Consider the following 26,583-nt stretch of genomic DNA (forward strand, 5'->3'; position numbering starts at 1 on the left):
TTTATTAAATGAACTCAACGAAATCAGTAAATTAAATTAAGGTACTAGAATTGTGGAAATTAATCAGCTACTGTTCCTATTTATTGATGTTGTGCTATGGGCGATCGCCCTGCTCCTTCTCATTCCCGTTGCAGTTCTATTTCTAGAATGCAGTGCAGCTTTCTTCTCCGGCCAGGGCAAGACAGCGGAAACTAAAGCGCCCCGCCCCAAAGTAGCAGTTTTAATTCCCGCTTACAACGAAGCAGCAGGAATTGCCGCCACCATCTCCACCATATTGCCGCAGCTAACACCTCAAGACCGCCTGTTAGTGATTGCTGACAACTGCACGGACGCCACGGCAGAAATCGCCCGCAACTGCGGTGCAAGTGCGATCGAGCGCCAAGACACCCAACGCAAGGGCAAAGGATACGCACTGGATTTCGGCTTGCAGTCGATCGAATCAGAACCCCCCGAAGTAGTCATCATGGTTGACGCAGACTGCATCTGTCAGCCAGACTCTATAGAAAAATTAGCCAGGGTTGCAGTTGCTGAACAAAGACCAGTGCAAGCAACTTATCTCATGGAACAGCCACCCAATCCTACTCCCAAAGATTCCATTTCTGCTTTAGCATTTCTTGTGAAAAACTTAGTTCGTCCCAGCGGATTAAAACAGTTAGGATTCCCATCATTACTAACAGGTACTGGCATGGCTTTTCCCTGGTCGATAATTCGATCGGTTTCCCTAGCTAGCAGCAATATTGTTGAAGATATGCAGATGAGTTTGGATTTGGCGATCGCCGGACACCCAACAGTATTCTGCCCCGAAGCCAACGTCACCGGGTGTTTGCCACAGCAGCAGCAAGCAGCTAAAAGTCAAAGAACCAGGTGGGAACACGGTCACATACAGACATTGTTAACTCAAACTCCCCGGCTGACAGCAGCTTCAGTCGAGCAAAAACGTTTTGACTTATTGGCGATCGCCCTCGACTTATCCGTCCCACCCCTATCGCTTTTAGTCGCTATCTGGCTAGCTGCTTTTGCCGCCTCTTTACTAGCAGCAACCTTTGGAACATCCTCAATTCCAGCCGTCTTGTTAGCAGTACAAGGATTACTGATTTTAGTTTCAATTGTCAGCGCTTGGGCAAAATTCGGGCGTGCCGATATTTCTGGCTTAACTCTTTTATCTGTACCTTTTTACATCCTTTGGAAAATCCCTTTGTATTTAGGTTTTCTCCTGAAGCGGCAAACCAAATGGGTGCGAACAGAACGCGATGTTTAATATTGAGCTTGAGAAGTTTTAACCGCAGATATCAGCCGATAAACACAGATGAACGCAGATAGAATTGTATCTAGGTTCATCGGCGTTTATCGGCGGTTTAAAAAACTTATATAAAAACTTAAAAAAAGTTCACTGCTTCACGGGAATTTCAATCACAAACTCAGCCCCCTCACCGGGCGCGGAAAAGCACATTAGCTTCCCGCCGTGTTTCTCTACTACAATCTGATAACTGATACTCAACCCTAAACCGGTACCTTTGCCCACAGCTTTTGTAGTAAAGAAAGGGTCAAATATTCGCGATCGTACTTCCTCCGTCATCCCCCGACCATTATCAGCAATATAAATTCTCACCAAGTTTTGGTCGCATACCTCAGTCCGAATCTCAATCTTTCGCTCAAAGATAGGAGATAAAGGATTTTCTAGTTGGGCATTTGTCTCCGGTCGCCAAACTCCTAACTCGACTGCATCAATTGCATTGCTCAAAATATTCATAAACACCTGATTTAACCCAGAAGCATAACAATTTACCTTCGGCAGTTGACCGTACTCTTTAACTACCTCAACGCCATGTCCGAGTGCATCCTTTTTCAACCTGTGCTGCAAAATTAGCAGAGTCGAATCAATCCCGGAGTGAATATCCACTGGTTTCATCTCGGCTTCATCTAGGCGTGAGAAATTCCGCAGCGACAGCACAATATTGCGAACGCGATCGACCCCAACCTGCATTGATTTTAGAATTTTAGGCAAATCTTCTTGAATAAAAGCGAGGTCAATATCTTCTGTTTTAGCAACAATCTCAGGATTAGCATTCGGGTAAGACTCCTGGTAAAGCTCAATCAATCCCAGCAAATCCGAGCTATAATCGCTAGCATGGAGAACATTGCCATAAATGAAATTAATCGGATTATTAATTTCGTGAGCAACCCCCGCCACCAACTGCCCCAAAGAAGACATTTTTTCCGTTTGAATTAGTTGAGTCTGCGTCGAGCGTAATTCGGACAAAGTAACTTCCAATTGTGTCGCTTTTTCTCTCAATTGCCCCTCAGACAGTCGCAAAGCATCCTCCGCTAACTTGCGATCCGTAATGTCCTGTATCGTCCCAAATAACTTAATCACCTTACCGCCATCAAAAATAGCTTGCGCCTTAATATAAATATATCTAACAGCTCCATCAGCGCGCAAAATTCTCATCTCATATTCGCAAGGATTTCCTAACCGACTAATCTGCTCTACTACCTCTAACCACAACTTTAGGTCATCTGGATGAATTTGCTTCCTGTGTTCTAAAATAGTGGGTTCTGGTAGTTTAGGGTCAAGGCCAAAAATTCGGAATACTTCCTCAGACCAAGTTAATTTATCCCCCTCCAAATCAAATTCCCAGTTACCGAGGTGCGCCAGTTTTTGAGCTTCTTGCAGCTTAGCTTCTTTAGTCTTTAATTCCTGCGTGCGCTCTTCTACTCTCACCTCCAGCGTCCGCGAATAATCCTCCAACTGTTCCTTAGCCGCCGACAAATTAGCAACAAGTACCGCATTTTCTAGAGAGATGGCAGCCTGGGAAGAAAGTATTTTCAAAACTTCCAACCTAGTTGGAGAAAACGCTTCAGTAGCTAAATTATTTTCCAGATAAAGGAGACCTACGAGTTTGCTTTGATTCAGAATAGGAGTACAAAGCGCAGATTTCACTTGCTGCCTTTTAATATAGGGGTCGTCTGTAAATATACCTTCTCTAGCAGCCTGACTTAAAACTACATCTAAGTGCGTTTTTTCAACATAATTAATCACCGTTATTGGCAAAACCTCTGCAGGAGATACTCTAGGGCATTGTTCAACTGCAACATCCGAAGACTCCACCGATGCCGCTGCTTCAATCCGCAATTTTCCGTCCTTGGGCATCAGGAGAAAACCTTTTTGGGCACCAGCATTCTCGATAGCCATTTTCATTAACTTTTCTAACAACTTGTCCAACACAATTTCACTAGCTAGCGCTTGAGATGCTTTAACAACAGTTGTCAAATCCAATAAACTGCTGTGACTGCTGCTCGTGCTATAATTAGTGCTAGTAATAGTTCGATCGGCGCTGGCTTTTCCCACCGATACAGGCGGTAAAGAGCTCGGATACTGTGACTCCAAATGTTTTACCTTGGCGGTTGCTCCCCAGTGAATATAGCCGTAGTAAGCATCTATCAGATAAGTCTGAGCCACTTTGTTTCGACCGTTAGCTAGATAAAATTCTGCCGCTAGTTCATTGGCTAGGGCTTCTTCGTGGATGTATTCATTCTTCGATGCTCCTTTCACCGCTCGATCGTAATACAGAGCAGCTTTTTCATATTGTCCCACTACTCGCGCTTTTTCTGCTTCTACTAAGTCATATTTGTGCTGATAATTTTCAGGAGAACTCATAGCCCAATGCTTCATTTTTTTTTGAAGCGAAGTAACTTGTTTTAAATGTTTTTTCTGTTCATTTTTGTCAACGGTGGGATATAAAGCTAACAGCGCTAGGGAATAGTAAAAATTGTGGAGCGGAATATACATCATGCTCATTACAGCCTCAGAGTAACTTGATGCTGTTCTGGCATTTTCTACGGCTTCTACATAATTTTTAAATAGATAATTTAGCCATGATTTCGATAGATATACTACAAATATTACCAAATTATTTTTACTCTCTCTTAAGGTTGGCAGCATCATCTCTTCATTAAATCGTTCGCCAACTAACAGGCAAGGATTAGCTGTTTTACCTTGCAAATTTAAGACCACTTGCGCCCCCACTCTGCTATGGTTCATCATAAATTCATTCTGATAATTCACCAACATTTGAATATATTGACTCTGCTTAGTCTCCACGGAGTCCAGAGGTTCGCCACTCAAAAATATATAATTGCTGTAAAAACTAGCACAATAACAAGCATTGTTGACATCTCCCGTTTCTAGTCCACTCTGAATACCCTCAAGTAAGCCGATAAGACTTTCCCTGACCTGCTCAGACCAGTGACGGATAAAACCATTAAAATTTAGCGAGATTTGAGAGTTGTGCAAGTTGGTGTGGAATCGATCTAAAAGTGCCTGAGCTAGTTGACCGTATCGGTATCCAGCATCCATATCGCCTAACACCCCACACTGGAGGGAACCATAGTTTGTATATCCGAAACTAGATAGCGGCGCATTCCCGTATTTAATAGAAAGTGTAACCATTTTAAAGACTATCAATGGGAACATATCGGGTGCTGCTACAAAAGTAGCCGGACCCATATTGGTTAAAATCCGTAGAGCCGCAATTTTATTAGGGTCAGTCATTGGCGGCAGTTCCAATAAATCCTCAATCTGCTTATTTCTTAAAGCTAATTTTGTCAGAAATAGCTCCTTGAATATCTTTAGTTTTTGTGGAGTTCTAGGGATGTACACTCCCAGCATTTTCAAAGCTTCTAGAGCTATATCTATCGAAGCTTGGGATTGATTTTGATTGAAGTAGAAAACAACTTTGAACTCATAAACCTTGACTTTTTCGAGCAAGTTTTTGGCGCGGAATATAATAATTTCTGATAGCTGGAACGCTAGCTCAAAATCGGTATTTATATAGGACGATTCCAGCGCTTCGGTATGGAGTTCAATTATTAAATCGTAGTGACTCTGCCAAGCTTGTTCTGGTAGAAGTTCTAGACCTACATTAAAATATTTGAGTGCTGCTTCATAGGCGGCAGAACTCTTAGCTTTTTTGCCTGCTATGAGATTAAAGTTAGCTAGTTCATATCGCTGTTTTTCATTTGTGATGAATTCCACCCCGATATTGAGTTGGTTAACAATATCAAAGATATTTTCTGCTATTTCCGATGGCGGGGTTGAATTCAGCAGCAGGGAGCCGATTTTTAAGTGGGTTTGTTTTTTCTGGGAGTCAGGGATCAGAGAATAGGCGGCTTGTTGTACGCGATCGTGCAAAAACTTGTAATCAATTGAGCGGTGTATAATTGCGGGATGATTTTGATTGTTTTGTGGGATGGGTGTCCCGCCCATCCGGTGTGTTTTCACGATTTCCTCATCAAGCATTGGAATTTTGTAAGCATCACTCATTGGCAGAATTAAACCAGCTTGCAGCGCATCCCATAAATCCGCCGCCGTTTCCGAACCTGATTTTCCCCTAACAATTGCCAAATTTTCTAAACTAAAATGGTTGCCTATACAAGCAGCTAATTTTAATACTTGCTGCGTTTCCTTTGGCAGTTGTTGCAGATTCCGAGCAACTAATTCAACCACACTGTAATCTCCAATACCAGTGGCTTCAATTTCCGTGAGGTTCCACTGCCATGCACCAACAGTGAAATCAAAAACTAACAGTTGTTCTGAGTGAAGAGTTGAGAGCAGTTGAGTTATAAAAAATGGATTTCCGCCAGTTTTATTAAAAATTAACTCTGTCAAAGACTTTAATTTTTCGGTTTGATTACCCAAAGTATCGCATACTAGCTCATTGACGCTGCTCAACTCTAAACATGGGAGTATAAGGTGATGCACAGCAGCACCAGTCTCTTGAATTTTTTCGATAGTTTGAACTAACGGATGAGTTGAATTTACTTCGTTATCTCGATAGGCTCCTATTAGTAAAAAATATCGGCTATCTTGGTAAGTAACTAATTCCTGAATCAATTTTAAGGAAGCTAAATCCGCCCACTGCAAATCATCCAAAAATAGAACTAATGGGTGTTCTGCTTGGGCAAACACATTCATGAATTCTTTAAACAATCGATTAAAACGATTTTGAGATTCTGACCCTCCCAATTGTGGAACATCAGGCTGTGAACCAATGATTAGTTCGACAGAAGGGACAACATCAATAATAATTGCACCGTTATCACCCAGCCTTGACAAAAGCTTTTCTTTCCAAATTACCAAATCTTCTGAGCTTTTTGTGAATAACTGCTGCATCAATGACTCAAACGCTTTAGTTATTGCAGCATAAGGAATATCCCGCTTAAACTGGTCAAATTTGCCAGCAATAAAATAACCCTGTTGCCGTACAATTGGTTTTTTAATTTCATTAACAACTGAGGTTTTACCGATGCCTGAATAACCGCTTACCAACACCATCTCAGTTTGTCCCCAACTGACTCGGTCGAAAGATGCCATCAAATCAGCGACTTCTTTTGTGCGACCGTAGAGTTTTTGGGAAATCAAAAATTGACCGGATTTGTCAAGCTTGCCCGGAATAAAATTTTCTATTTTGCCAGTAGTTTGTAGCTGGGTTAGACAATTTTCCAGGTCTGCTTTTACTCCCAAGGCACTTTGATATCTGTCTTCGGCATTTTTAGCTAATAGTTTCATGACAATAGATGAAACCATCGATGAGACTTCACTGTTTAGTTGATGGGGAGGAACAGGCGCCAACGCAATGTGGCTGTGAATTAATTCTAAGGGGTCGGTTGAATTAAAGGGTAACTCTCCTGTAAGCATTTCATAAAACGTGATGCCTAGAGAGTAAAAGTCAGTTCGGTAATCGAGGTCGCGGTTCATTCGACCAGTTTGCTCTGGGGATATATAGGCTAGAGTACCTTCTAGCGCGGTGGTATTGTTATTTTGGTGAATCTCTCTGGATAGGCGCGTTGCCATACTAAAATCAGTGATTTTTACTTGTTCCAAATCTGGTGTGATGATAATATTTGAGGGTTTTATATCTTTATGAATAATCTGGTTTTGATGCAATTCTCCGAGAGTTTGTGCCAATTGAATAGCCAGTGGCAAAAACTTCAGAAGTTTAATGCTTTTACCTGCTTGATGGTGCTGGAGAGATTGACCGCCACAATCTTCTAAGATCAGAGCTAAACGGTTGTTATATTTTTCTAAGCTATGGGGTTTGACAATCCCTTCGAGTTTGAGATTCGAGCTAATTTTGTATTCATGTCTCAAACGGGTAATTTCTTCTATTGTGGGGTACTCGGTATTGAGTGTTTTAATAATGACTGACGCTCGATCGGATTCCCTGACTGCGCGATAAATGATCGACTTCACACCAAGTTGAACAACTTCTGTGATTTTGTAACCGGGAAGTGTATTCATGGGTTTTATTCTCTGACGAAGCTTTGGGTTAACATTGCGCTTGATATCGAGCGGAGCGCGGGCGGACGCTACTTAAGTATTTTTTGTAAGTGTGGTAAGTGAGGATACTTTAAAATCTCAGTAATTACTCAGGGATTTTTTAGATAGCGAGATGCCTAAACTGTGAAAGTGCCTGGACGGGCGGACAGCCAAACATCTGGTTTGAACTCCGACTTAATCATGTACGGTCTGACACCTCACCGAGTTGATTGCCATATTCTAACAAATTCTGTGATGTCGATCGCACACATGACAGACAAATCCTTATAAATTCAAGGTTTAACTAAATTTTTGAGCCTTCTCACCAAGAAAAAATGGGACGCCCGGGCCTAGAAAACGCTGGTTTATGCGATCGAGAACACCATCTAATATGACCTGCATTACAAACAATTGTGATTGAGATCACAAGGGCAGAGTTATGAACTTGCTAGCATCTTTTCATAATCAGGTGCATCACAATGGAAAAAGTCCTAGCATTGATTGAAAATAAGAAGCAAGAATTTGCTAAATCTGGGCTATTCGAGTTTATGCGAGACACAAGTATAGACCCAAGACAACGCCTAGCTTTTGCTCCCTGCGTTTCTCCTTTCGTGATGAGTTTTGGTGAATTTAACAAGTATGTCTTCCGAGAGGAACCAACCAACGATCCACTTCAGGTAATAGTCAACAATCATACTTATGAAGATGATCATCACTGGTTGTGGTTTTTGCAAGATTTGGAAACACTGGGTATTGACATATCTGTGAATTTCAGTGATGCTTTAAATTTTCTCTGGCAAGAGGAAACTAAAGGATCGCGTTGGGTATCACATCAAATTTTCCGACTCGCTTTTGGGGCTAGTCCTATTATTAAGTTAGCCATCTTGGAAGTGATAGAAGCAACCGGTAATGTGTTCTTCTCAACCGCGGCACCTATTGCTCAAGAATTACGAACAATTACTCAAAAGGAGTTGCTTTATTTTGGCAGTTTTCATTTAGCACGGGAAACAGGTCATACTACAGGGACCCTGGAAGTGGATAAATTGATTAAAAACATACAACTCTCAGAGGAAACCAGTCAAGAGGCTTTTAAGATAGTTAACAACTTGTTTGAAGTTTTCACGGAACTGACGGATGAGCTGCTTGTTTATGCAAAAACGCATAGCTTTGAGCAACCTTTTGCCAAACCACGCGATATTTTGCAACCTTTAAAAGCTGCGTAGCTTAAGAGATGTAAATTTTTCAACTTTTAGAGCCAGATCATCTTAGAATTAGATCAAATTCGTTACTTAGAAGGACAGAATTTATGTCTGAATCGAACAGCAATTCAACTGTAATCAATGAGCTAGAACCAACTCTTATTCACACTTGGACTGAGAATTTGGATATTGCTCATACTTGGACTGAGAATTTGGATATTGCTCATACTTGGACTGAGAATTTGGATATTGCTCATACTTCTCCCATACCGGAAGAGGAAAAAGTAGCAGTTGGATAAAACCTGTTGCCAACAAATTTCAGCCTCGCTCATTCCGACGAGGCTGAACAGTCATACATTTGTCTCGTCAATGCCCAAAATTAGCATCTACTATCCCTATTTGATATGAGCCATTACGACGTTGTTATTGTGGGCGGCGGCCCCGCTGGTACCACTGCTGGGACTCTGCTCAAGAAATACAATCCCAATCTGAGCGTGCTCATACTAGAAAAAGAAAAATTCCCTCGCGATCACGTTGGAGAAAGCCAATTACCTCAAATTAGCGATGTGCTTCAAGAAATGGGATGCTGGGATAAAGTAGAAGCAGCCGACTTCCCGATTAAGATTGGTGGAATCTATCGCTGGGGAACAGATCCGCAGCCTTGGGATTTTAATTTTATCAAGCCTGAACAGTTTAAAGATGAACAGCGGCCTGCTAAATTTGAGGGACAGAGACGGCAAACTGCTTTCCAGGTCGATCGAGCAAAATATGACGAAATTTTGCTGCGGCACGCGGAAGAAATGGGATGCTTGGTAAGAGAAGAAACTGCGGTTGTTAAAGTAGATACAAAGGGCGATCGGATTACGGCTTTGCACGTGCGATCGCAAGAACAAATAACCGCCCGCTACTACATCGACGCATCCGGTCACATTGGCGTGCTGCGGCGAGCTTTGGGCGTCAAGACACACAGCCCGACGCGACTGCAAAATATAGCTATCTGGGACTATTGGACAAACGCTGAATGGTCAGATAAAATTGGCGTTGGCGGCACCCGGATACAGGTAATGAGTTTGAGTCACGGGTGGCTTTGGTTCATTCCATTGGGCCCAACTCGCACCAGTATCGGCTTCGTTTGCCCTGCGGAACATTATAAGTCACTGAAAAAGCGACCAGAGGATATCTATACCGAAGCTCTCAATAGCGAACCTCGCATCAACAAGTTAATCGCTAATGCTACCAGTACCGGAAAGATTGAAACTACAAAAGATTGGTCATTTTTGGCTGATAAAACAGTAGGAGAAAATTGGTTTTTGGTAGGTGAAACTGCTGGTTTTGCTGACCCGATTTTATCGGCGGGCATGACTTTAGCTCATACCGGTGCCCGTGAATTGGCTTACACGATTTTGGAATTAGAGCAAGAGCAGCAGAAATACGACGGCAACTGGCTTAAATCTCAATACGACCACAATCAACGGAGCCGAGTTGAACAGCATATTCGCTTCGCTGATTATTGGTACGCTGCTAACGGTCAATTCACTGATTTACAAGAACATTCAAGGGAAATTGCGCGGGATGCTGGTTTGAATTTAAGCCCGGAAAAAGCTTTTCGGTGGTTAGCTCAAGGTGGATTTACGAATGATATTTTGGGTCAAGCGGTGATTGCTGGATTTGATTTGGGTTGTATGAAACAGGTGATGCAGCGCTTTTCAAAGGAGGAGGTTCCTTGGCTACTTTCGGCGTACAATGTGTTTCAGTTAGACCTAGTGGAGGCTGATGTTGAATTTGTAGCTGTTTATAATGCTGGTGAAATTAACAGGATCAAGTGTTATGTTAAGAACGGTCAGCGGTTGCCTGTTACCGGTTTTTATGGTTTGCTGATTGACATTTTGAGCCGCACTCAGTACATTGAACAAATTTATCGGCAGCTTGTACTGGTGTTTGGGGAGCGTTTTTCTGTGCAACACGCTCGAGTAGCTCTTCATCAAGCCCTTGGTTGTTTGGAGGTGATGGTGAGTTCTGGTATTGTCAAGGCGATATTAAACCCGGAGTTGTCTAAGTTGAATATTTCCATACCTATGGAAGGTGAGTTAATTCACACTCACAGCGATGCGAATTAATGCCCTAAGTAATTGAGAAATATTGAGTGAGGAGACGGCATTGCCGTTTCCTTACTACAAAATATCGATCGCACTCGCAATGGATGTAACCATCGCCGGATTAGTTAATGAACAATATCTATGTGAAAATGCTAAAAGTCTGAAGCTGGAAAATTCCAACTTCAGACTTTTACTAACTCCCCGGGTAGGATTTGAACCTACGACCAATCGGTTAACAGCCGACCGCTCTGCCACTGAGCTACCGAGGATTGGTAGTGTGTGTTACCCACATTTACTAACAATAGCTGAACTTACTGGATTTGGCAAGGCCTTTGATAAACTTTTTTTTTATCAGACAGCGAGCGGGTTTCAGCAGCTAATGCAGCCCCATTCTCAACTTGGCGAGGCGCTGCTGGGATTCGGGATCGAGGGAACTGGCGAGAAAGCGACTGGAATTTTGTTTGCGGGATTTGTGCCGGCGCTCGCTGCGGCGGGCAGTGGATTCTACGTCAGCCGCTAGTTGTTCGGCGGACATCCATTCGGCACCGTAGCCGACTACGGTCAATTGCTGCGCTCGGTCTGAGGTGGCGACAATCATGCGGCCTTTGCCTTTGACCGATCGCAACTCGTAGCGCAAACTAGCACAAGATTTTTCAATATAAGTATCTGCTGTCTGACCGAAGTCAGTGTAGTGCACCGATAAATTTTTAGTAATAATTTCTTTAACGCCGGGAGTATCTCGATAGTGCGCGTCAAACACCAGTCGAGCCTCAAAATCTTGAACGGCGCTGTAGTTAACTAAAACCTCAATCAACTCGCGGCGAGCTGTTTCGAGTTCGTCGCGATCGCGCTTCTCTCGGAGTCGAGGCCAAAGTCCAATTATGTTATAGCCGTCTACAAGTAAAACTGCTTGTGATACATAGAGTGACATGGTTCAAGGCTGAAGAGCTCCAGCACGTATAGGACATTATTTGCATTGTTCATCAAAGCTTTTGTTCAATATTATTACCTATTGATGTGTAATTGCTAGGTTACATCGCAATAATTAAACCCCCCAGAGCCAGCTTTACCTGAGTTTTGGGGGGTTACATTAACCTATAAATTTTCCGGCTTATTCGGCAGATTCCAGCGATACGGGCGATGGCTTACGCCCCGCTTCGCTACGTACAACAGTCGGCAGGGATATTTTCTCAACAGCAGGAGTACAACCGAGCCACTGCACCGACAACTGGGCAAACTGCTGCGGGGGGCCGCTCACGCAAAAACGAGTCGGTAGCGCAGTACCAGCATTCCGCAGCCCCAAAAGCTCCAATTCTCTGGCAGCAGCAGCCACCACCCGTACCGCAGGATCGATCAATGTCACCCCAGCAGGCAAAAGCGAGCGAAGCACAGGAGCCAACAGCGGATAATGAGTGCAGCCGTAAATCAGCGTATCGATGCGCTGCTGAATCAAAGGAGCCAAATATTCCCGAGCCACCTCACAAGTATAAGGATCGTGAATCCGGTTTTGCTCCACCAGCGGCACAAAAGCCGGACAGCTAACCTGCCACACCAGGCAAGAATCGTCCATCTCCAAAATCGCATTTCGATAAGCATTGCTAGCAGCCGTAGCAGGAGTTGCGATGACCCCGATCCGCTTGCCTTGCTGCACTGCAGCCTGCGCCCCCGGCAGAATTACTCCCAGCACCGGGATATCAAATTCAGCCTGCACCATCTCCATCGCCAAAGCAGAACTGGTGTTACAGGCCATAATGACCATTTTCACATCCTGTTCCACCAACCAGACCATAATTTCGCGGACAAACTCCACAATTTCTGACGGCGTGCGAGTGCCGTAAGGCAGCCTCGCCGTATCTCCAAAATAAAGTATCGATTCGTTGGGCAATTGTCGGTACAACTGGGTCAAAACAGTCAAACCGCCCACGCCGCTGTCAAAAATACCGATTCTTTGTTGTCCAGAGTCTGTTGTCATTTGTTAATAGTTAGTTATCTGTTGGCAGTTGGCAGTTGGCAGTTGGCAGTTGGCAGTTGTCATTTGTCATTTGTTAATCTTTTGCTGTGGCTAATAACAGATAACCAATAACATTAATTAACAGTCAACAGTCAACAGTCAACTGCCCACTGCCAACTGCCCATTATCTTTGTTGAAGATAAAACAAAATGCCGCGAGCGATCGAAGCCGCCATTTGACTGCGGTAAGCTGGATCTGAAAGCCTAGCAGCATCCTCAGCACCCGTCACAAAACCCACCTCCAGCAAAACAGAAGGCATAGAAGTCTTTCTCAAAACATAAAATCTCGCCTGCCGCACCCGGCGGTCAGTCGCCCCCGTGCCCTCCAAAATACTGGCGTGAATCACCCTCGCCAAATCTTGACCGTTATTGAAATAATAAGTCTCAATCCCACTGATATCCGGCCGGCTCATATTAATCGCATTAGCGTGAATGCTGACAAATAAAGTAGCATTCACCCGTTCCGCCAAAGAAACTCGGGGTTCCAGGTCGATTTCGCTGTCGTCAGTCCGAGTCATCACCGCCTGCACCCCCTGCTGTTCCAGCAGCCTCGCCACCTGAAACGAGATATCCAAAACAATCTCCTTCTCCTGAATGCCCTGAATCCCGACTGCTCCCGGATCGCGGCCGCCGTGGCCCGGATCGATCGCTACCACAGCCCGGCGGTTAGAAGCTTGGGGCAAATCGCCGGTTCCGACACTGCTTCTCGGCAAAGGTTGCAGGCTGGGAGTGCGAGTCAAAGGCTGCTGCGCGCTAGCATTCGATCGCAACTGCAAAGACAGCAACTGCGGGTTTGGTCTCGTCACCCTGCCTACCTCTACCCCCGATCGCGGCTGCACCCAAATCACCACAGTCTCCGCATCTTCTTGGCTGGCTGTAAACGATACAGGACTGTTGGCATCGAGCTGAGGAATTTCCCCCGCCAGGGAACTAGAGGCGATCCTAATCCAGTAAGCTCTCGACCCCTGGTCCCACCCGCTGGTATAGGAGACTTGGCGGTCAGTTCTGACCACCAGTTGCGTGCCGTTACTGGCTAAATCAATTGACTGAACTCTCGCTAAATTTCCTTGAGATTGTCTCGCCGGAGGAGCTACAGTCAGGCTGCGGGAAACCGATGGCTGTCTTACACTTCCAGGCAATAGCACAACCCCGCCCAAATTGCTCACAGATGCCCGCCACTGAGTATTAGGACTCTTCATCCGCAAAGTCACGCGGGTAACGGGCGGGTCTGTTGGCAGTTGCCGGACTTCAATCTTGTCAACCCCGTGCTTACCGTTCGTTTGAGGCTGTTGGTTGCTTAGGGCCGGAGCTAAACTAGCTCCTTCAATATCGAGGGTGGCGATGTCCCCGGCCCGACTTTGTTGAAAATTAATTTGGGGGCGACCGCCCGCAGTGCGGACTAAAAAACCGTCCGCCGTCACCTGAACGTTTTGAACTACAGTCGCCTCACCCGACTGGGCTTGGGATGCTGAAGGTTCAACCGATAACCTTTCTCCCCCTGGCTCTGAAATCGGATTTTGAGTTTCTCCCCGCACCGGCGTTGGCAAATCCACTGTCCACTCGCTCGGAGAAATACCCCGGAATTTTACTTGCTGAGGGTCTATAGTAAACCCGTCTCTGATCTCGACCACAATTCTGGTCGTATTGTTGTCAAACTGCCCTACCCGCACCGATTCGATCGCCCCTGAGAGCGGTTTGCTGACCGAGGGACGACCCAGACTCGTCCCCGGCAAGTCGATTACCAACCGCATCGGGTTGAAAATCAGTTGAGCCTTGGGTTGTACTCCCCCCTCTGTTGTAATGTAAAGCCGGTTCTCTGAAGCATCAAACCGCCAAGATTGCAGTCTAGCTGCTTCGGCGGCTCCGGCGAGCAAAAATACACTTAAGAAACTCGGTAGTAGCCAGTGGAATTTCACGACAGTTTTTTCCTCGTTTGCGTTACTGCCAAAAGCTGGAAGGGCGCTGCTTGCCCGATCGGCTTTCAGCAGTTAGCCGCCAGCAGACCGGGGGCACGGGAGCCCTCAGTTGTTGGCTAAATTGACTTTTTTATGCGTTAACAGGCTCCCAAATGCCAGATACGGGCATTTTTGAACTTTCCCGTATAATTGGGGGCGATCGGTTATAAGCAGACTGAAAGATTGTTGGCACAAGGGAAGGTATTTATTTTTAGGAGCAAGAAACAAGGTGTTTCTTGAAGTTAGAAGGTACAAGTTAGAAGGTACAAGTTAGAAGGTAGAATTTTACCGTTCTTCCAGGGAGGGGTTTCATAGCTCTTTAATGTTGGCGAAGCTCGTTACGGCAAGGGTTATAATCCGCTTTACACTTGCGTTTTGTTCTAACTTTTCCTAAACTACCTCAATAACTTAACAACTTACCTCAGTAACAATCCGGATTTCCAAGATTTAGGTAACTTTTCAATGCCACCAAATGTTAGTCCCTGACAAACTGACATATTCTTTGGGAAAAGCTTTTTTGCTACTTTTTTGCTAAGAGATTGACAGTTAAATACAACTACATATCGCCCCTGCTCTCTTTTTTTCTGGATTTTTTTAATCAGTGGTTTTCGGTGCTGCTTGACACTTAGTGGGGCGATCGTGATCGCGCCCGCCAATTTAACACTATGATAGCTAGTCCATGTTTTCAGCAGTAACGGGAGAGTTTTGTGTGTTACTTGGGCCGGCAATGCTTTGTACTTTAGACTCTTTTTGAGTGCACGATCGACACCCAGAGCATTGGTTGGTTGACCTGAGACAAAGTTTTGACCGTAGATATAATAGTTATCGCAGTTGTAAAGTTTGTTGGACAGCAAAGACAATCGATCGGCTTCTGGGTAAAACCTGTGGTTTGGTTTCATGACTTGCCTTTCGACTAACTGCATAACTTAGATGTGTACTACCAGTTAGAGAAGATACACTATCTTGGTGATTGTGTCAATCTCTGATCTTCTAAAAAAGGGGGCAATCAATAACAGTAGATACATGACATCACAGAAAGACGGAGACTTACTTTCCTCCATGAGTCGTCCACAGCAAACAAGTTGTTTAGGTTAGTTCAAGCCTCTAGATAGCGGCTGGGGAGTCAATCTTGAACCTCAAATCGACTGACTCTCAAGATAGGGAAGTTTTGTAATATAGCAACCGCCCTGACGGTGAGGACGTTCTTAATTTTTGAAGCCTAAGCGGTCGATTGCGCCTTCTTGCAGGACTTCTTTTTACCCGCTCCGCTTCGCCGCTATTGCTTTCAACATCTGCTATACCATACCACCGGTGCGATCGAGTTCTAGCAAATTTATTTTTGAGCGGGATGGATACCTGGAGGTTATTTTTTTCCTTAGTAATCCACGGCCCCCTGTCTAATCAACAGTGCTGCAATTCGCTCTCGCCCATAGGTGCAAAATTCCGGCTCATCCAGTTCAAAATTGCTTGATTTACTTGTTCCGGGCATTCATCCTGGGGACAGTGACCCGCATTATCTAATTCAACTAGCTCTACATAATTGGGATTGCATTCGACAAATTGGTGGGGGCGGGCGAACCGAGGGGGAATCATCCGGTCTTGTTTGCCCCAAATTAACAGCATGGGAATTGTTAAATTTCGCATTACTGTCTTGACACTGGGGCAAAATTGTGAACTGCCTACAGCTTTAAATAAAGCGCAGAAGGCGCGGGCTGCTCCCCGATCGCCCGCTGGCCCTGCTAGAATTTCCACTAATTCGTCGGTAACAGCTTCGGGGTTGGAGTAGGCAAAGCCAACCCAGCGACGGACAAAGGAAGGCTTGCGGGCCAAATAAAACAAAGGCCTGAGTACGATCGGGGAAACAAACAAACTTTCAACCGCTTCGATCGCCGGAAGCAGCCATCCGGGCACCGCTTCGGCTCGCACAGAGGGGTCGGGGAGGCTAATCATCACCGTGCCGGCAACCATGTCCGGGTGAGCTGCAGCCACGGCCAGACAAATCAGCGAGCCGATCGAGTTTCCTGCCAATATTACTGGCTCTCTGATAAAAGTTAGCCAAAAATCATAAACTTGATCGACCCACAAAGACACAGAGTAGTTGACTGGAGCTTTTTGGGAAGCGCCAAACCCTAACAAATCCAAGGCGTAAACGGTTTGGTTTTCGGCGAGTTGGGCGAGATTTTGTCGCCAGTGACCGATCGAAGCTCCAAACCCGTGCAGTAAAATAATCGGCGTTCCCGATGCGCGCGGCGCCATTGGTTTGGCCGCAGAATCTTGAAATTCCAGCGCGCCTTGATTTCGTACCCCATCGGGCCGCAAATAAGTGTAGCGAGTTTGCCAACCCCGCCACATCCAGTCTCGTTGAGTTCCCACCCGTTGGTGCCACAGCAGAGAGTTTGTCAATTTTGCCTCAGCTCGCAACATAAATTTACACTTGCTTATAGCTATTCTACAAGGCAAATCAGGCGACTTGGGGGACTTGTCCGACCGGGCGAGATGGGCGAGGAAAAGCGACTTTACCTCATCCTTAAGCTTTTACCCTGAATTTTTGACGGTTTTGTCATCAATCGGGCAAGGGGGCGGGCGATCGTGATCGTGTGTGAAGTTAAAATAAAACTAGGCAGAAACTCAGCCAGACTGAGTAGAATAGCAAGTATTGTAAGAATTCATTTACGATCGTCCAAATATTCCCCAAGGCGTTAGCGGAGGGGACACAGGGCGCGGTAGTACGTCCGGTAAGGGTAACACCTTATAAAACAGTTCGATCGTCAATCGTGAAAAATTGACCGATCAAACCTGTAACTATCAAGAAGCTTCGCTATTAAACTACTGCTTGTAAAACCATTCATGCCTGTGATTGAAAGAAGACAAAATCGCAACCTACCCCAGATCAACGAAAATATTCGATACCCCAAAATCCGGGTAATCGATACCGACGGCGCGCAACTAGGGATATTGACGCCTGCAGAAGCGCTGCGCCTCGCAGAAGAAAAAGAACTCGATCTCGTACTTGTCAGCGACAAAGCTGACCCGCCCGTATGCCGGGTAATGGACTATGGGAAGTACAAATTCGAGCAGGAAAAGAAAGCGCGAGAAGCAAAGCGGAAGCAGCACACTGCCGATGTTAAAGAAGTGAAGATGCGCTACAAAATTGAAGAACACGACTACCAAGTGCGCCTCAAACTAGCAGACCGCTTTATCAAATCTGGGGACAAAGTAAAAGCCACGATCATGTTCAGAGGTCGGGAAATCCAACACAGCAACCTAGCAGAGGACTTGCTTAAGCGCATGGCCACAGATTTGCAGGAAATCGCAGAAGTGCAGCAAGCCCCCAAAAAAGAAGGACGCAGTATGATGATGCTGCTGTCGCCCAAGAAAGTATAAATACATAGTCATTAGTGAGCAGTCATCAGTCATAAACTGGTGACTGATAGCTGATGACTTCCGAAGTTAGTCAGGAATAAGCTACCACACAGGGAAATCAAGGCTGCATGGAAAATTTTCAAATCAGCGGTTCGGCGGGAGTAAGACAAGGAGTGCTGCGATCGCTCAACCTGCGATCGGAAGAAGTAGAGCGAACCGCACTGATGTTCCTCGTCTACACTCTAACCTCCGTCGGGCTGATCTGGCTGGAACTCAGCACAGTAGGTCTGTTTTTAGACGAGTACGGTGCCGACAAAATGCCTTTTATCTACATAGCCAGCGCCTTTATCGGTTCTGGCTTGGGATTTGTCTACTCGTGGCTGCAAAAAATCCTGCCGCTGAGGCGCACCGTCGTAGTGGTTCTGGGCATGATGTCGGTACCCTTATTTTTGTTTCGATTCGGCATCGGCTACGAAAATACTAAGATAGCTGGCATCAGCATCGCTTTTATTACTATTTTTTTGATGTGGCTGTGGGTGGAAGCTTGCTATGTCCTCAATGACCTTAATACTTCTATCACTTCCAACCAACTGTTTAATATTAGAGAAATCAAGCGCACCTATCCGCTAGTCAGTAGCGGCTATCTAGTAGCTGGAGTAGTCAGCGGATTTTCTCTGCCTGTTTTGCTGTACGTAGTCGGACTCAAAAACGTTACCCTCATATCGGGGCTGATGGTGGCGACAGGCTCGGTGTTGCTCTACTACCTCACGGAAAAATACAGCCAAGCATTCCCGGAAACGGCTCACTGGACGGATGACGACGAAGACGACGACCAAGAAGAATTTACCGCCCGCAAAGTTACAGGCCCACTTCAAAAATACGCCGTACCTCTAGTCAGTTTTTTCATCCTCGCAGAAGTCGTCTACGTGCTGGTAGATTTCCAATTCTACAGCCAGCTAGAATACCAAAACCCGGGGGACGGAGCTAGCTGGATCGCTAGCTTCCTGGGCATTTATGAAGGCATACAAGGCCTGTTTCAAGTGGCGACTCAGTGGTTCGCTTCGAGCCGGTTGGTGGAAAGAATCGGTGTATTTGTGACGGCGATGATTTTGCCGGCGGGCATCGCGATACTCGGGGTGCTGACCATAGGAGCATCCCTCGGCCAGCTAGTATCTGTGTTCATCGGACTGATATTGCTGAGATTTTTAGACGAACTGCTGCACTACACGCTTTTGGAAACTGTTAGCCCGGTTTTATTTCAACCGATTCCCGACAATATTCGATCGGGAATTCAAACTCTGGTCAACGGTGTGGGCGAACCTTTGTCCTGCGGAGCTACAGGAGTAGGCATCCTGATTATGCTGTGGGTGACAGGCAAGATACTCCCCCAGCAAGACGAAAATGTATTTCACGACCAGCAAAGCTTGATATTTATTGGCGTGATCGTCATATTGGCACTGTTGTGGGTGTTTGTCGTATGGTTGATCCGCTCTCAATACGTGGGTTTGTTGGTCAAAAGTGCGGAGCGGGGGCGCTTGGGAGTCACAGACGTTGACCTCAAAGCTCTCAAGCGCGCAGTGGTGGAAACTCTACAAAAGCCGGGGGGCGAAGATGAAAAGCGCTCTTGCATAGAACTCCTGACGCAAATTGACCCCAAAAATGTCGGAGAAGTTCTAGCTCCCCTCCTCGATTCGCTGTCCCCAGGTTTGCAGCGCCAGAGCTTGGAAACGATGCTGCAACACCCGAACCCCGCATATTTAGAATCAGTCCGCGCACTCTCGCAGCAATCCTTGCCGCCGGAGGTTCTGGCCTTGGCTTTGCGCTACATCTGGCTGACGGAAGCTGAACCAAATATTGAGAGCTTGAGGCCTTACTTGCAGCCGACGGTCGATCCGGTGGTGCGGGGGACGGCGGCTGCTTTAATTATGAGAAGGGGCGATCGCCTGCAAAAGGCAGAGGCTACTAACACGCTTCGCCAAATGCTGACGCACAAACAAGAGCGGGAACGTGTCATGGGGACGCGGGCTCTGGGAGAAGCTGATTATTTGCAAGGACTGCGGCTGCATATCCCCAATCTGTTGCAAGATGAATCTCTGCGAGTGCGCTGCGCTCTGTTAGACGTGATTTCGTCTACTCATTCGGAAGAATATTATCCTTCGCTGCTGCGCGGACTGGGTTACAAATCGACTAGGGAAGCGGCTTTGCAGGCTATAGTCAAACTTCACAACGACGCCATTCCTTTGCTAGTGTATTTGGCTGAGGATATCCACAAGTCGGATTTGGTCAGGTTGCAAGCTTGGACGGCTCTGGGTCAAATTGGGACTCCGGAGGCGATCGACATTTTGGTGAGCAATTTGATGACGGCTTGGGGAACGACGAGGCGCAATATCCTCCGCATCCTGTTAAAAATGCCTTCGGAGGCGGGGATAGAAGGGGTTCTAGACCGCATCGGCCGTAGTGGCTTGGAAACTCTTATCGAACAGGAGTTAATGTTTATCGGTCAAATTTATGCAGCTCTGGTAGATTTGTCTGGGGTAACAAGCTACGGCAATTTCTCAGAGCGAGAGGCCAACAGCGCCCGGGAACCGGGGAACGATACGGCTCAATTGTTGCAGCGGGCTCTGGCGGGGTTGGAAGCTGATGCTAGGGAGCGGTGTTTTTTGCTGATGAAGTTTCTTTATCCGCTGGACACGGTACAAGCCGCTGCTTTCAACATCGCTTCTGGCCAACCTTCTTTGGTTGCTAGGGGATTGGAAATTCTCGATAATACTGTGGATATAGCTAGGAAGCGATCGCTCATCAATTTGTTAGATCAACACTCGGAAAGAGAAAAATTGAGCAACCTCTCGGAATTGATGGTTTACAAACCTCTAGCCCCTAGCGATCGTTTGCGCCGCTTGCTAGAATTGCGCCACTTCCTTTCGGATTGGGCCTTGGCCTGCTGCTTTCACTTGGCGAGAGAAGCGCGCTGGAGTCTTACGGCTCAACAAACTCTCGTCTGTCTGCAGCACCCGACGGGTTTTGTCCGCGAAGCAGTGTTAGCCTATTTGAAAATAGCCTCGCCGCGGGCTTTGGTCGAATTGTTGCCCAGGCTGCAAAATGACCCCGATAATTTGGTATCCGCTCAAGTTGAAGAGATGATGGCAGAGTTGGGTGCCGGGGGAAAAAGGTAAAGAAGGAAGAAGGAAGAAGGAAGAAGGAAGAGGGAAGAGGGAAAAGGGAACAACAAGAAACTATGCCCAATGCCCAATGCCCAATGCCCAATGCCCAATGCCCAATGCCCAATGCCTCTTCCTTTGTTTAAGTTTAAATTAATCATTGCATCTCATTATGTTAACAAGCGTCGAACGCCTATTGTTTGTGAGGGAGGTTCCGATTTTTAAGGAACTGCGGGATGATTTTCTCGTGCGTCTAGCATCGGTAATGGATGAACTTTCGTTTCCTTCCAAGCACAGGATTTTTACGGAAGGACAAGAAGGTCGGTCTCTCTATATTTTGGTATCGGGAACGGTGCGGGTGCATATAGGCGATCGGGATTTGGCACAGTTGAAAGCGGGGGCTTGTTTCGGGGAAATGTCGCTGTTTGATGCAGAACCTCGATCGGCTTCTATTTCTACTGTCGAACAATCCGAGTGTTTGATGCTGACTCAAATGCAGCTATACGATGCGATTGATGAAACGCCGGGAATTGCGGTGAATATTATTCGCTTGCTGTCGCGCCGGATTCGGGAGTTGAATCAAAAGTTGAATGCTAAAGAGGCAATTATGCCTCCTACAGAGACTGTGAGAGTTCCTGAAATGCGATGAAATTGGGGAGTTGGGAATTGTGTTTTTAGTCGATCGGTAATTCTGCACAATTTATCTTCTGTAAGGTGCGAATAGCGATTACGAATATACACAATTTCTCTGGTAGATTACACAATGCCAGGGTAATCGCATTTTATTAGAGATACCTAAGAGCGGGAAATTATTCAAAAAAGTGACAGCAGCATTCAAGAGATACTCGTGAAGTAAGACCCCCCAATTTAGTAGGTTTGTGATAGCCCGCTACCCACCAAATTGGGGTTCTACCTCATATCGATTCCGGTTGCACTCCTCATGATTGTTGACTGTTGACTGTTAACTGTTAACTGTTAACTGTTAACTGTTGACGGTGAGTCAAAAAACTGAAAGTTGCGTTGATATTTGTTGGCAGCTTCATTCGACTTTACCATGACGATCAAGCGCGGATATGATATCATTCCGGCGCAGGGGGAATTGATATCATATCCGGTTAAAGAAGAAGTCCGCCTGCGCGGACGCAAGCTTGTGTAGCGCCAGACTTCAGTCTGGTGGACTATTTCACTCAATGTCGGATGTTTGCAAAGGCTCAATTTCCGGCCAGCATAGCTTTCTGTCCTTCCGAAGAAGTCGCGTAGCCCAAGAAATCCTTAACTGCTTGGCTAGGAGGATTTTTGTAGGCGTAGTACAACTGCCGCTTGTAAGGATAGTTACCCGCATCCGGCGTCGCACCGTTAACGGGAACAACGCGCACCGTTTTCTGATTGGCTACTTGAGCGAAAGTCGCATACCCAATACCGTTATTGCCTAAAGCTTGTAGCAGGGGAGTTGTTGCATCTCGATCGAGCGTGGTAATATTTGGCGCTGCGCCAAACTCGCCACCTCCGAGCACTTGTTCTTTAAACGTTTGGTGAGTGCCGCTAACTGCCGGTCTGTTAATTACTTTAATCGGGCCTGCCGGGCCGCCCACTTTCGACCAGTCTTGAGTATTTCCCTTGAAAATATCTTGAACTTGAGCGGAAGTTAAACCTCCTTTGAAGGGGTTGTTAATGCCAACTACAAGGGCGATCGTATCTAGGGCAACAGGCACCGCAGCCAAACCCTGACCTTGTTCTTGAGCCGTCAAAGGCTGCGATACCGCCGCAATATCGGCTGTTCCTGCGACCAAATCTTGAATTCCCTTTGCAGAACCGTTAGCTTTGGAATCAACTCTAGTGCCAGGAAACTTGGCTTGAAAGCCATTCTTAAGGTTGAGGTTGATTGTCACCATACTGGTAGAACCTTGAATCCTGACAGTCGTACCCGCAGGAACAGAATCTGGAAGCGCAAAGGAACTAGCTGCTACAGGCGAAGCGCCGCCGACTACTGGCGCGACGGGAGGCAGATTGGCCCCACCACCGCCTGCGGGTATGGGAGTGGGGGGATTGTTACTAACATCTTCCGATGCTGGTTTGTTGAGAAAAAAGAACCAACCGCCACCGGCGAGCAACAGAAATAACAGAATAAAAACTATGGGGGGAGGCCCGCTCTTAGCCATAAAACTCTCCTTAGTTTGGAAGTTGTTTGTTGTTGGAGTCGTCTAACATTTGTAGCCTGCGATTAACTTCATCGTCTAAGGTCATATTTTCTAATTCGGCCTGAAGTCTTTCTTGGGGGTTTTCAGAGATTTCTGCTAAAGCTTGCTGTTTGAGGTGGCGGCCGTGGACGGCGTTTTTGGCTTGCTCAAATTGCGATCGAGCTGAATCGATACTGAGGTCGTTGTTGACTTGGGATATGGCTCCGAGGGCTTCGTTAATCTCGGCCATATCTTTCATATTTTGCATATCGGTTTTGTAGGCTTCCAACTTCATCCGTTCTCGATTTAGCTTGTCTTTGGAAGCGTTGACGTACTGTTCGGCTTGTTTTACTTGGGATTCTAATTGCGGCAGAATTTGTTCTGTCTGAATTACCTTCGCCATTGCCAAGCGGGCTGCTTCTTCGTTGCCGTTGCGCTGGGCTGTGATGGCTTGGCGCTCTAGGGTTTGCATTTCCCTAACTTTTTCTTCATATTTCGTTTTGGCGCGCTGGTAGGCTGCAACTTGGGTGGAGACTGCTGCTGCTAGCTTTTGCACTGATTCTTGCATCGATCGCAGTGACTCTTCGGCTACCGCCACCGACACCTGGCCGCCGGATTCCACGGGCAGTCCCCACATCCAATTCCACGCGCCTACTATGGTTCTGCCTGCCTTGTCGCCCATCAACCAGTAAAGGACTTTTTTCATATAAGTACCAGATAAGCTTGGTTTTTACGCCTAGTCTACATCAGGATTTGTCGATCGCCCCGTCAGGTCGATCGATTTCTCGATTTTTGATTAATATTTTCTAACTGTCTGGATCGTCTATCCCCAATTTGCACAACAGGCAATATTCGGATTTGCCTGTTGTGCTATTTGTTTTTCGGCAATCTTCAGGCTTGTTAACTCTCAATTTTATAACCTGCCGTTTAATAACAGGTTAAAAATAGATTAAGCCGGCAAATCTGCAAAACTGCTAACATTTACCAACGCTAAATCGGGACAAGTGCGTTTGATCAAACCTGTGAGAACTTTGCCGGGGCCAATTTCCACTACCCGATCGATTCCTTGTTGCGGCAATTGCAGGGAAATTTCTCGCCAGCGCACGCCTTTGGTCATTTGCTGACTCAACCGCTGCTTTAAAGTGGCTGCGCTGGTAGTGGCTGAGGGTTCTGCGTTCGAGAGCACCAGCATTTTAGCATCGGAAAACCTTGCAGACTTTAAGGCTAGTTGAAACTCTGCCGCCACTGATGCCATCAGGGGAGAATGAAACGCACCAGAAACATTCAATTTAACGGCGCGTTTGACTTTGATTTTGGCGAGTAACTCTTCTACTGCTGTGGGCGTTCCAGAAATCACGACTTGTGCTTCGCTGTTGTCGTTTGCCAGCACCACATCTCGGCTGTATTGAATTTGCAATTCTAGTTCCTGCCTGTCGAATCCGATCAAAGCCACCATTTGCCCGCCGGAGGCAGTCTCCATGAGTTCGGCGCGGCGTTTGACTAAGCGCAATCCGGTTTCAAAATCAAAGACGCCTGCTGCGTAGAGGGCAACGTATTCTCCTAAACTGTGACCGGCAACTACCGCTGGTCGATCGCTTTTTTCTCGCATTAAGTCGGTCAAAATACTTTCTACTACGAACAAGCAAGGCTGAGTGTAGAGAGTCCGAGATAGTTTTGCTTCTTCTTTTTGGCAAACTTCCGAGACAGACCAACCTAAAATTTCTTTAGCGAGCTCAAATTTGGCTTTGGCTGTTGGCAAGTTTAATAAGTCTGCACCCATCCCGATCGCCTGGGAACCTTGTCCGGGAAATACCCATGCTGTTTTAGTCATTTTTCCGGTAATCTGCTAATTGGTGGTTGCTAATTGGTGATTGCAAAAATTCTTTCTTTCCCGCTTCTAACTTCGCTCGCTGGTATCCGCTATCTTTCGGTTAACGAACTATCTACTCGCGACTCACAATTATAACATATAATTGCCCTTTTTACCAGGTTTATATTTTTTTTGCTACTTTAATTTAATTAATAGCCGTAACAAAATTTTTAACCTTCAAACCGGGGAAAGTCGATCGAAGAATAGAGGATTTTCCATTTCAGCACGCGCTTGTCAATAACTGCTGTCCGGGTGGTACACCGCTGCGAACCTTGCCCTATGTATGGCGTGTTAAAGGATTTGTATTTTACTCAATCGAACTCCCGACAATAACCGGAGCAAGTTTACAGCCGGCCGCCAAATATTACCTTCCCCATTGAAAAATCGCAGCCCCCCAAGTCAAACCTGCACCGAAACCTGCAGCAGCAATAGTATCGCCCGCTTTAACTTTACCCAGACGCACGGCTTCGTCTAAGGCAAGGGGAATTGAAGCCGCTGAGGTATTGCCGTAATTCGCCAAATTGCTGATTACTTTTTCGGGGGGAATCTTTAGCCTTTGGGCAACTGCATCCAGAATCCGCTGATTGGCTTGGTGCAACAACAGCCAGTCTATTTCAGCGACGCTAATATTTGCCCGAAACATAGCTTTTTCTATGACTTCCGGCACTTTTCTCACGGCAAAGCGATAGATTTCTTGACCATTCATTGTGATGGGTTCAAATCCGCCAACTCCGACGCTGACGCCCTCAATTAATTCTTTGGGCTCGGCTTTGTAAGCCAAATTGAGAGACGAATTTTGCGTACCGTCGCTGCGAATTTCAAATCCCAAAAAGGAATCGACTTCTGAAGCTTGTAATACCACCGCACCTGCACCGTCTCCAAAGAGAATGCAAGTACCCCGATCCGACCAATTCACCCAGCGAGATAAAATATCGGCTCCGATCAGCAAAACATTTTGATAAACCCCTGTCCGAATGAACTGCGAGGCTGTAACTAAACCAAAAATAAAGCCCGAACAAGCTGCTGTCAAATCAAAAGCCACAGCTTTTGTCGCACCCAACTGATATTGAATTTTACTGGCAGTGCCAAACAAATCGTCAGGACTGGAAGTCGCCAAAATAATTAAATCGATATCTGTCGGCGAAATTTCTGCCATTGCGATCGCCTGAAGCGATGCCTCCGACGCTAAATCGCACAAAGAAGTGCGATCGTCCGCCAGCCTGCGGGAACGAATGCCCGTCCGCGCTCCAATCCACTCGTCAGAAGTTTCTACTATCTGACTCAAACCGTTATTATCCAGCGAAACCTGCGGTGTACAAGAACCGCTACCCGTGACGGCAATGCCGAACCCTGATTGCTGCAACATTCCTCTCCATTTATGAGCGATCCATCTAGAAATTAAAAATTAAAAACTACCAATTAAAATTATTTTTTAAA

General features: G+C 46.1%; 18 protein-coding genes and 1 tRNA gene. 8 read left to right on the forward strand and 11 right to left on the reverse strand.

What is annotated here, in order from left to right; all coding sequences use genetic code 11:
- Positions 1-52 precede the first annotated feature (52 nt).
- Positions 53-1,258, forward strand: coding sequence for a glycosyltransferase family 2 protein (locus QUA43_RS24265; protein WP_333377128.1), 1,206 nt, complete (start codon positions 53-55; stop codon positions 1,256-1,258).
- 129 nt (positions 1,259-1,387) lie between these two features.
- Here the strand turns inward: QUA43_RS24265 and QUA43_RS24270 are convergent, their stop codons facing one another.
- Complete coding sequence (locus QUA43_RS24270) at positions 1,388-7,300, reverse strand: AAA family ATPase (RefSeq protein ID WP_333377131.1); 5,913 nt, start codon at positions 7,298-7,300, stop codon at positions 1,388-1,390.
- Between the two features lie 162 nt (positions 7,301-7,462).
- Here QUA43_RS24270 and QUA43_RS24275 point away from each other — a divergent pair, with 162 nt between their 5' ends.
- The 4 genes from QUA43_RS24275 (at position 7,463) to QUA43_RS24290 (ending at position 10,634) form a co-directional block, all read left to right on the forward strand.
- Positions 7,463-7,609: a hypothetical protein gene (locus QUA43_RS24275; RefSeq protein WP_333377133.1), complete on the forward strand. Its 147-nt coding sequence runs from the start codon at positions 7,463-7,465 to the stop codon at positions 7,607-7,609.
- A gap of 188 nt (positions 7,610-7,797) precedes the next feature.
- Positions 7,798-8,541, forward strand: coding sequence for a hypothetical protein (locus QUA43_RS24280; RefSeq protein WP_333377135.1), 744 nt, complete (start codon positions 7,798-7,800; stop codon positions 8,539-8,541).
- 83 nt (positions 8,542-8,624) lie between these two features.
- Positions 8,625-8,816, forward strand: a complete 192-nt coding sequence (locus tag QUA43_RS24285; RefSeq protein WP_333377136.1) for a hypothetical protein — start codon at positions 8,625-8,627, stop codon at positions 8,814-8,816.
- A gap of 105 nt (positions 8,817-8,921) precedes the next feature.
- On the forward strand, positions 8,922-10,634 hold the full coding sequence (locus QUA43_RS24290) for an NAD(P)/FAD-dependent oxidoreductase (RefSeq protein WP_333377137.1): 1,713 nt from the start codon (positions 8,922-8,924) through the stop codon (positions 10,632-10,634).
- A gap of 176 nt (positions 10,635-10,810) precedes the next feature.
- On the opposite strand, the gene QUA43_RS24295 is transcribed toward QUA43_RS24290, so the two are convergent.
- The 6 genes from QUA43_RS24295 to QUA43_RS24320 form a co-directional block, all read right to left on the reverse strand.
- Positions 10,811-10,882, reverse strand: a tRNA-Asn gene (locus QUA43_RS24295).
- A gap of 107 nt (positions 10,883-10,989) precedes the next feature.
- Positions 10,990-11,544 (reverse strand): NYN domain-containing protein, encoded by a 555-nt coding sequence (locus tag QUA43_RS24300; RefSeq protein ID WP_015176151.1) that lies wholly within the window; start codon positions 11,542-11,544, stop codon positions 10,990-10,992.
- A gap of 180 nt (positions 11,545-11,724) precedes the next feature.
- Positions 11,725-12,585, reverse strand: a complete 861-nt coding sequence (gene murI / locus QUA43_RS24305; protein WP_333377139.1) for a glutamate racemase — start codon at positions 12,583-12,585, stop codon at positions 11,725-11,727.
- A 163-nt stretch (positions 12,586-12,748) separates the two neighbouring features.
- A complete protein-coding gene (locus QUA43_RS24310) occupies positions 12,749-14,539 on the reverse strand; it encodes an N-acetylmuramoyl-L-alanine amidase (RefSeq protein ID WP_333377140.1) in 1,791 nt (596 codons plus the stop codon).
- A gap of 455 nt (positions 14,540-14,994) precedes the next feature.
- Positions 14,995-15,477 (reverse strand): hypothetical protein, encoded by a 483-nt coding sequence (locus QUA43_RS24315; protein ID WP_333377142.1) that lies wholly within the window; start codon positions 15,475-15,477, stop codon positions 14,995-14,997.
- Between the two features lie 502 nt (positions 15,478-15,979).
- Positions 15,980-17,002 carry an alpha/beta fold hydrolase gene (locus QUA43_RS24320; RefSeq protein WP_333377144.1) on the reverse strand — a complete coding sequence of 341 codons (1,023 nt, stop codon included), beginning with the start codon at positions 17,000-17,002 and terminating at the stop codon, positions 15,980-15,982.
- Between the two features lie 423 nt (positions 17,003-17,425).
- On the opposite strand from QUA43_RS24320, the gene infC reads away from it, so the two are divergent.
- The 3 genes from infC to QUA43_RS24335 all read left to right on the forward strand — a co-directional run bounded on the left by infC (position 17,426) and on the right by QUA43_RS24335 (position 21,748).
- Positions 17,426-17,962 carry a translation initiation factor IF-3 gene (gene infC, locus QUA43_RS24325; RefSeq protein WP_006635262.1) on the forward strand — a complete coding sequence of 179 codons (537 nt, stop codon included), beginning with the start codon at positions 17,426-17,428 and terminating at the stop codon, positions 17,960-17,962.
- Between the two features lie 107 nt (positions 17,963-18,069).
- The gene (locus QUA43_RS24330) at positions 18,070-21,114 is read left to right on the forward strand and encodes a HEAT repeat domain-containing protein (protein ID WP_333377145.1); all 3,045 of its coding nucleotides are present in this window, start codon (positions 18,070-18,072) and stop codon (positions 21,112-21,114) included.
- Positions 21,115-21,271: 157 nt separating this feature from the next.
- Entirely contained in the window at positions 21,272-21,748 is a 477-nt protein-coding gene (locus tag QUA43_RS24335) for a Crp/Fnr family transcriptional regulator (protein ID WP_333042796.1), read from the forward strand.
- A gap of 562 nt (positions 21,749-22,310) precedes the next feature.
- Here the strand turns inward: QUA43_RS24335 and QUA43_RS24340 are convergent.
- From QUA43_RS24340 to QUA43_RS24355, 4 genes are all read right to left on the reverse strand, one after another.
- Positions 22,311-23,258 carry a phosphate ABC transporter substrate-binding protein gene (locus QUA43_RS24340; RefSeq protein WP_333377147.1) on the reverse strand — a complete coding sequence of 316 codons (948 nt, stop codon included), beginning with the start codon at positions 23,256-23,258 and terminating at the stop codon, positions 22,311-22,313.
- 10 nt (positions 23,259-23,268) lie between these two features.
- Positions 23,269-23,982 (reverse strand): PspA/IM30 family protein, encoded by a 714-nt coding sequence (locus tag QUA43_RS24345; protein WP_333377148.1) that lies wholly within the window; start codon positions 23,980-23,982, stop codon positions 23,269-23,271.
- A 243-nt stretch (positions 23,983-24,225) separates the two neighbouring features.
- Positions 24,226-25,107: an ACP S-malonyltransferase gene (fabD, locus tag QUA43_RS24350; RefSeq protein WP_333377150.1), complete on the reverse strand. Its 882-nt coding sequence runs from the start codon at positions 25,105-25,107 to the stop codon at positions 24,226-24,228.
- A gap of 403 nt (positions 25,108-25,510) precedes the next feature.
- The gene (locus tag QUA43_RS24355) at positions 25,511-26,512 is read right to left on the reverse strand and encodes a beta-ketoacyl-ACP synthase III (RefSeq protein WP_333377152.1); all 1,002 of its coding nucleotides are present in this window, start codon (positions 26,510-26,512) and stop codon (positions 25,511-25,513) included.
- Between the last annotated feature and the right edge of the window lie 71 nt (positions 26,513-26,583).

Origin of the sequence: Microcoleus sp. N9_B4, from assembly GCF_036701635.1 — a bacterium.
In the GTDB taxonomy this organism is placed as follows: domain Bacteria; phylum Cyanobacteriota; class Cyanobacteriia; order Cyanobacteriales; family Microcoleaceae; genus Microcoleus.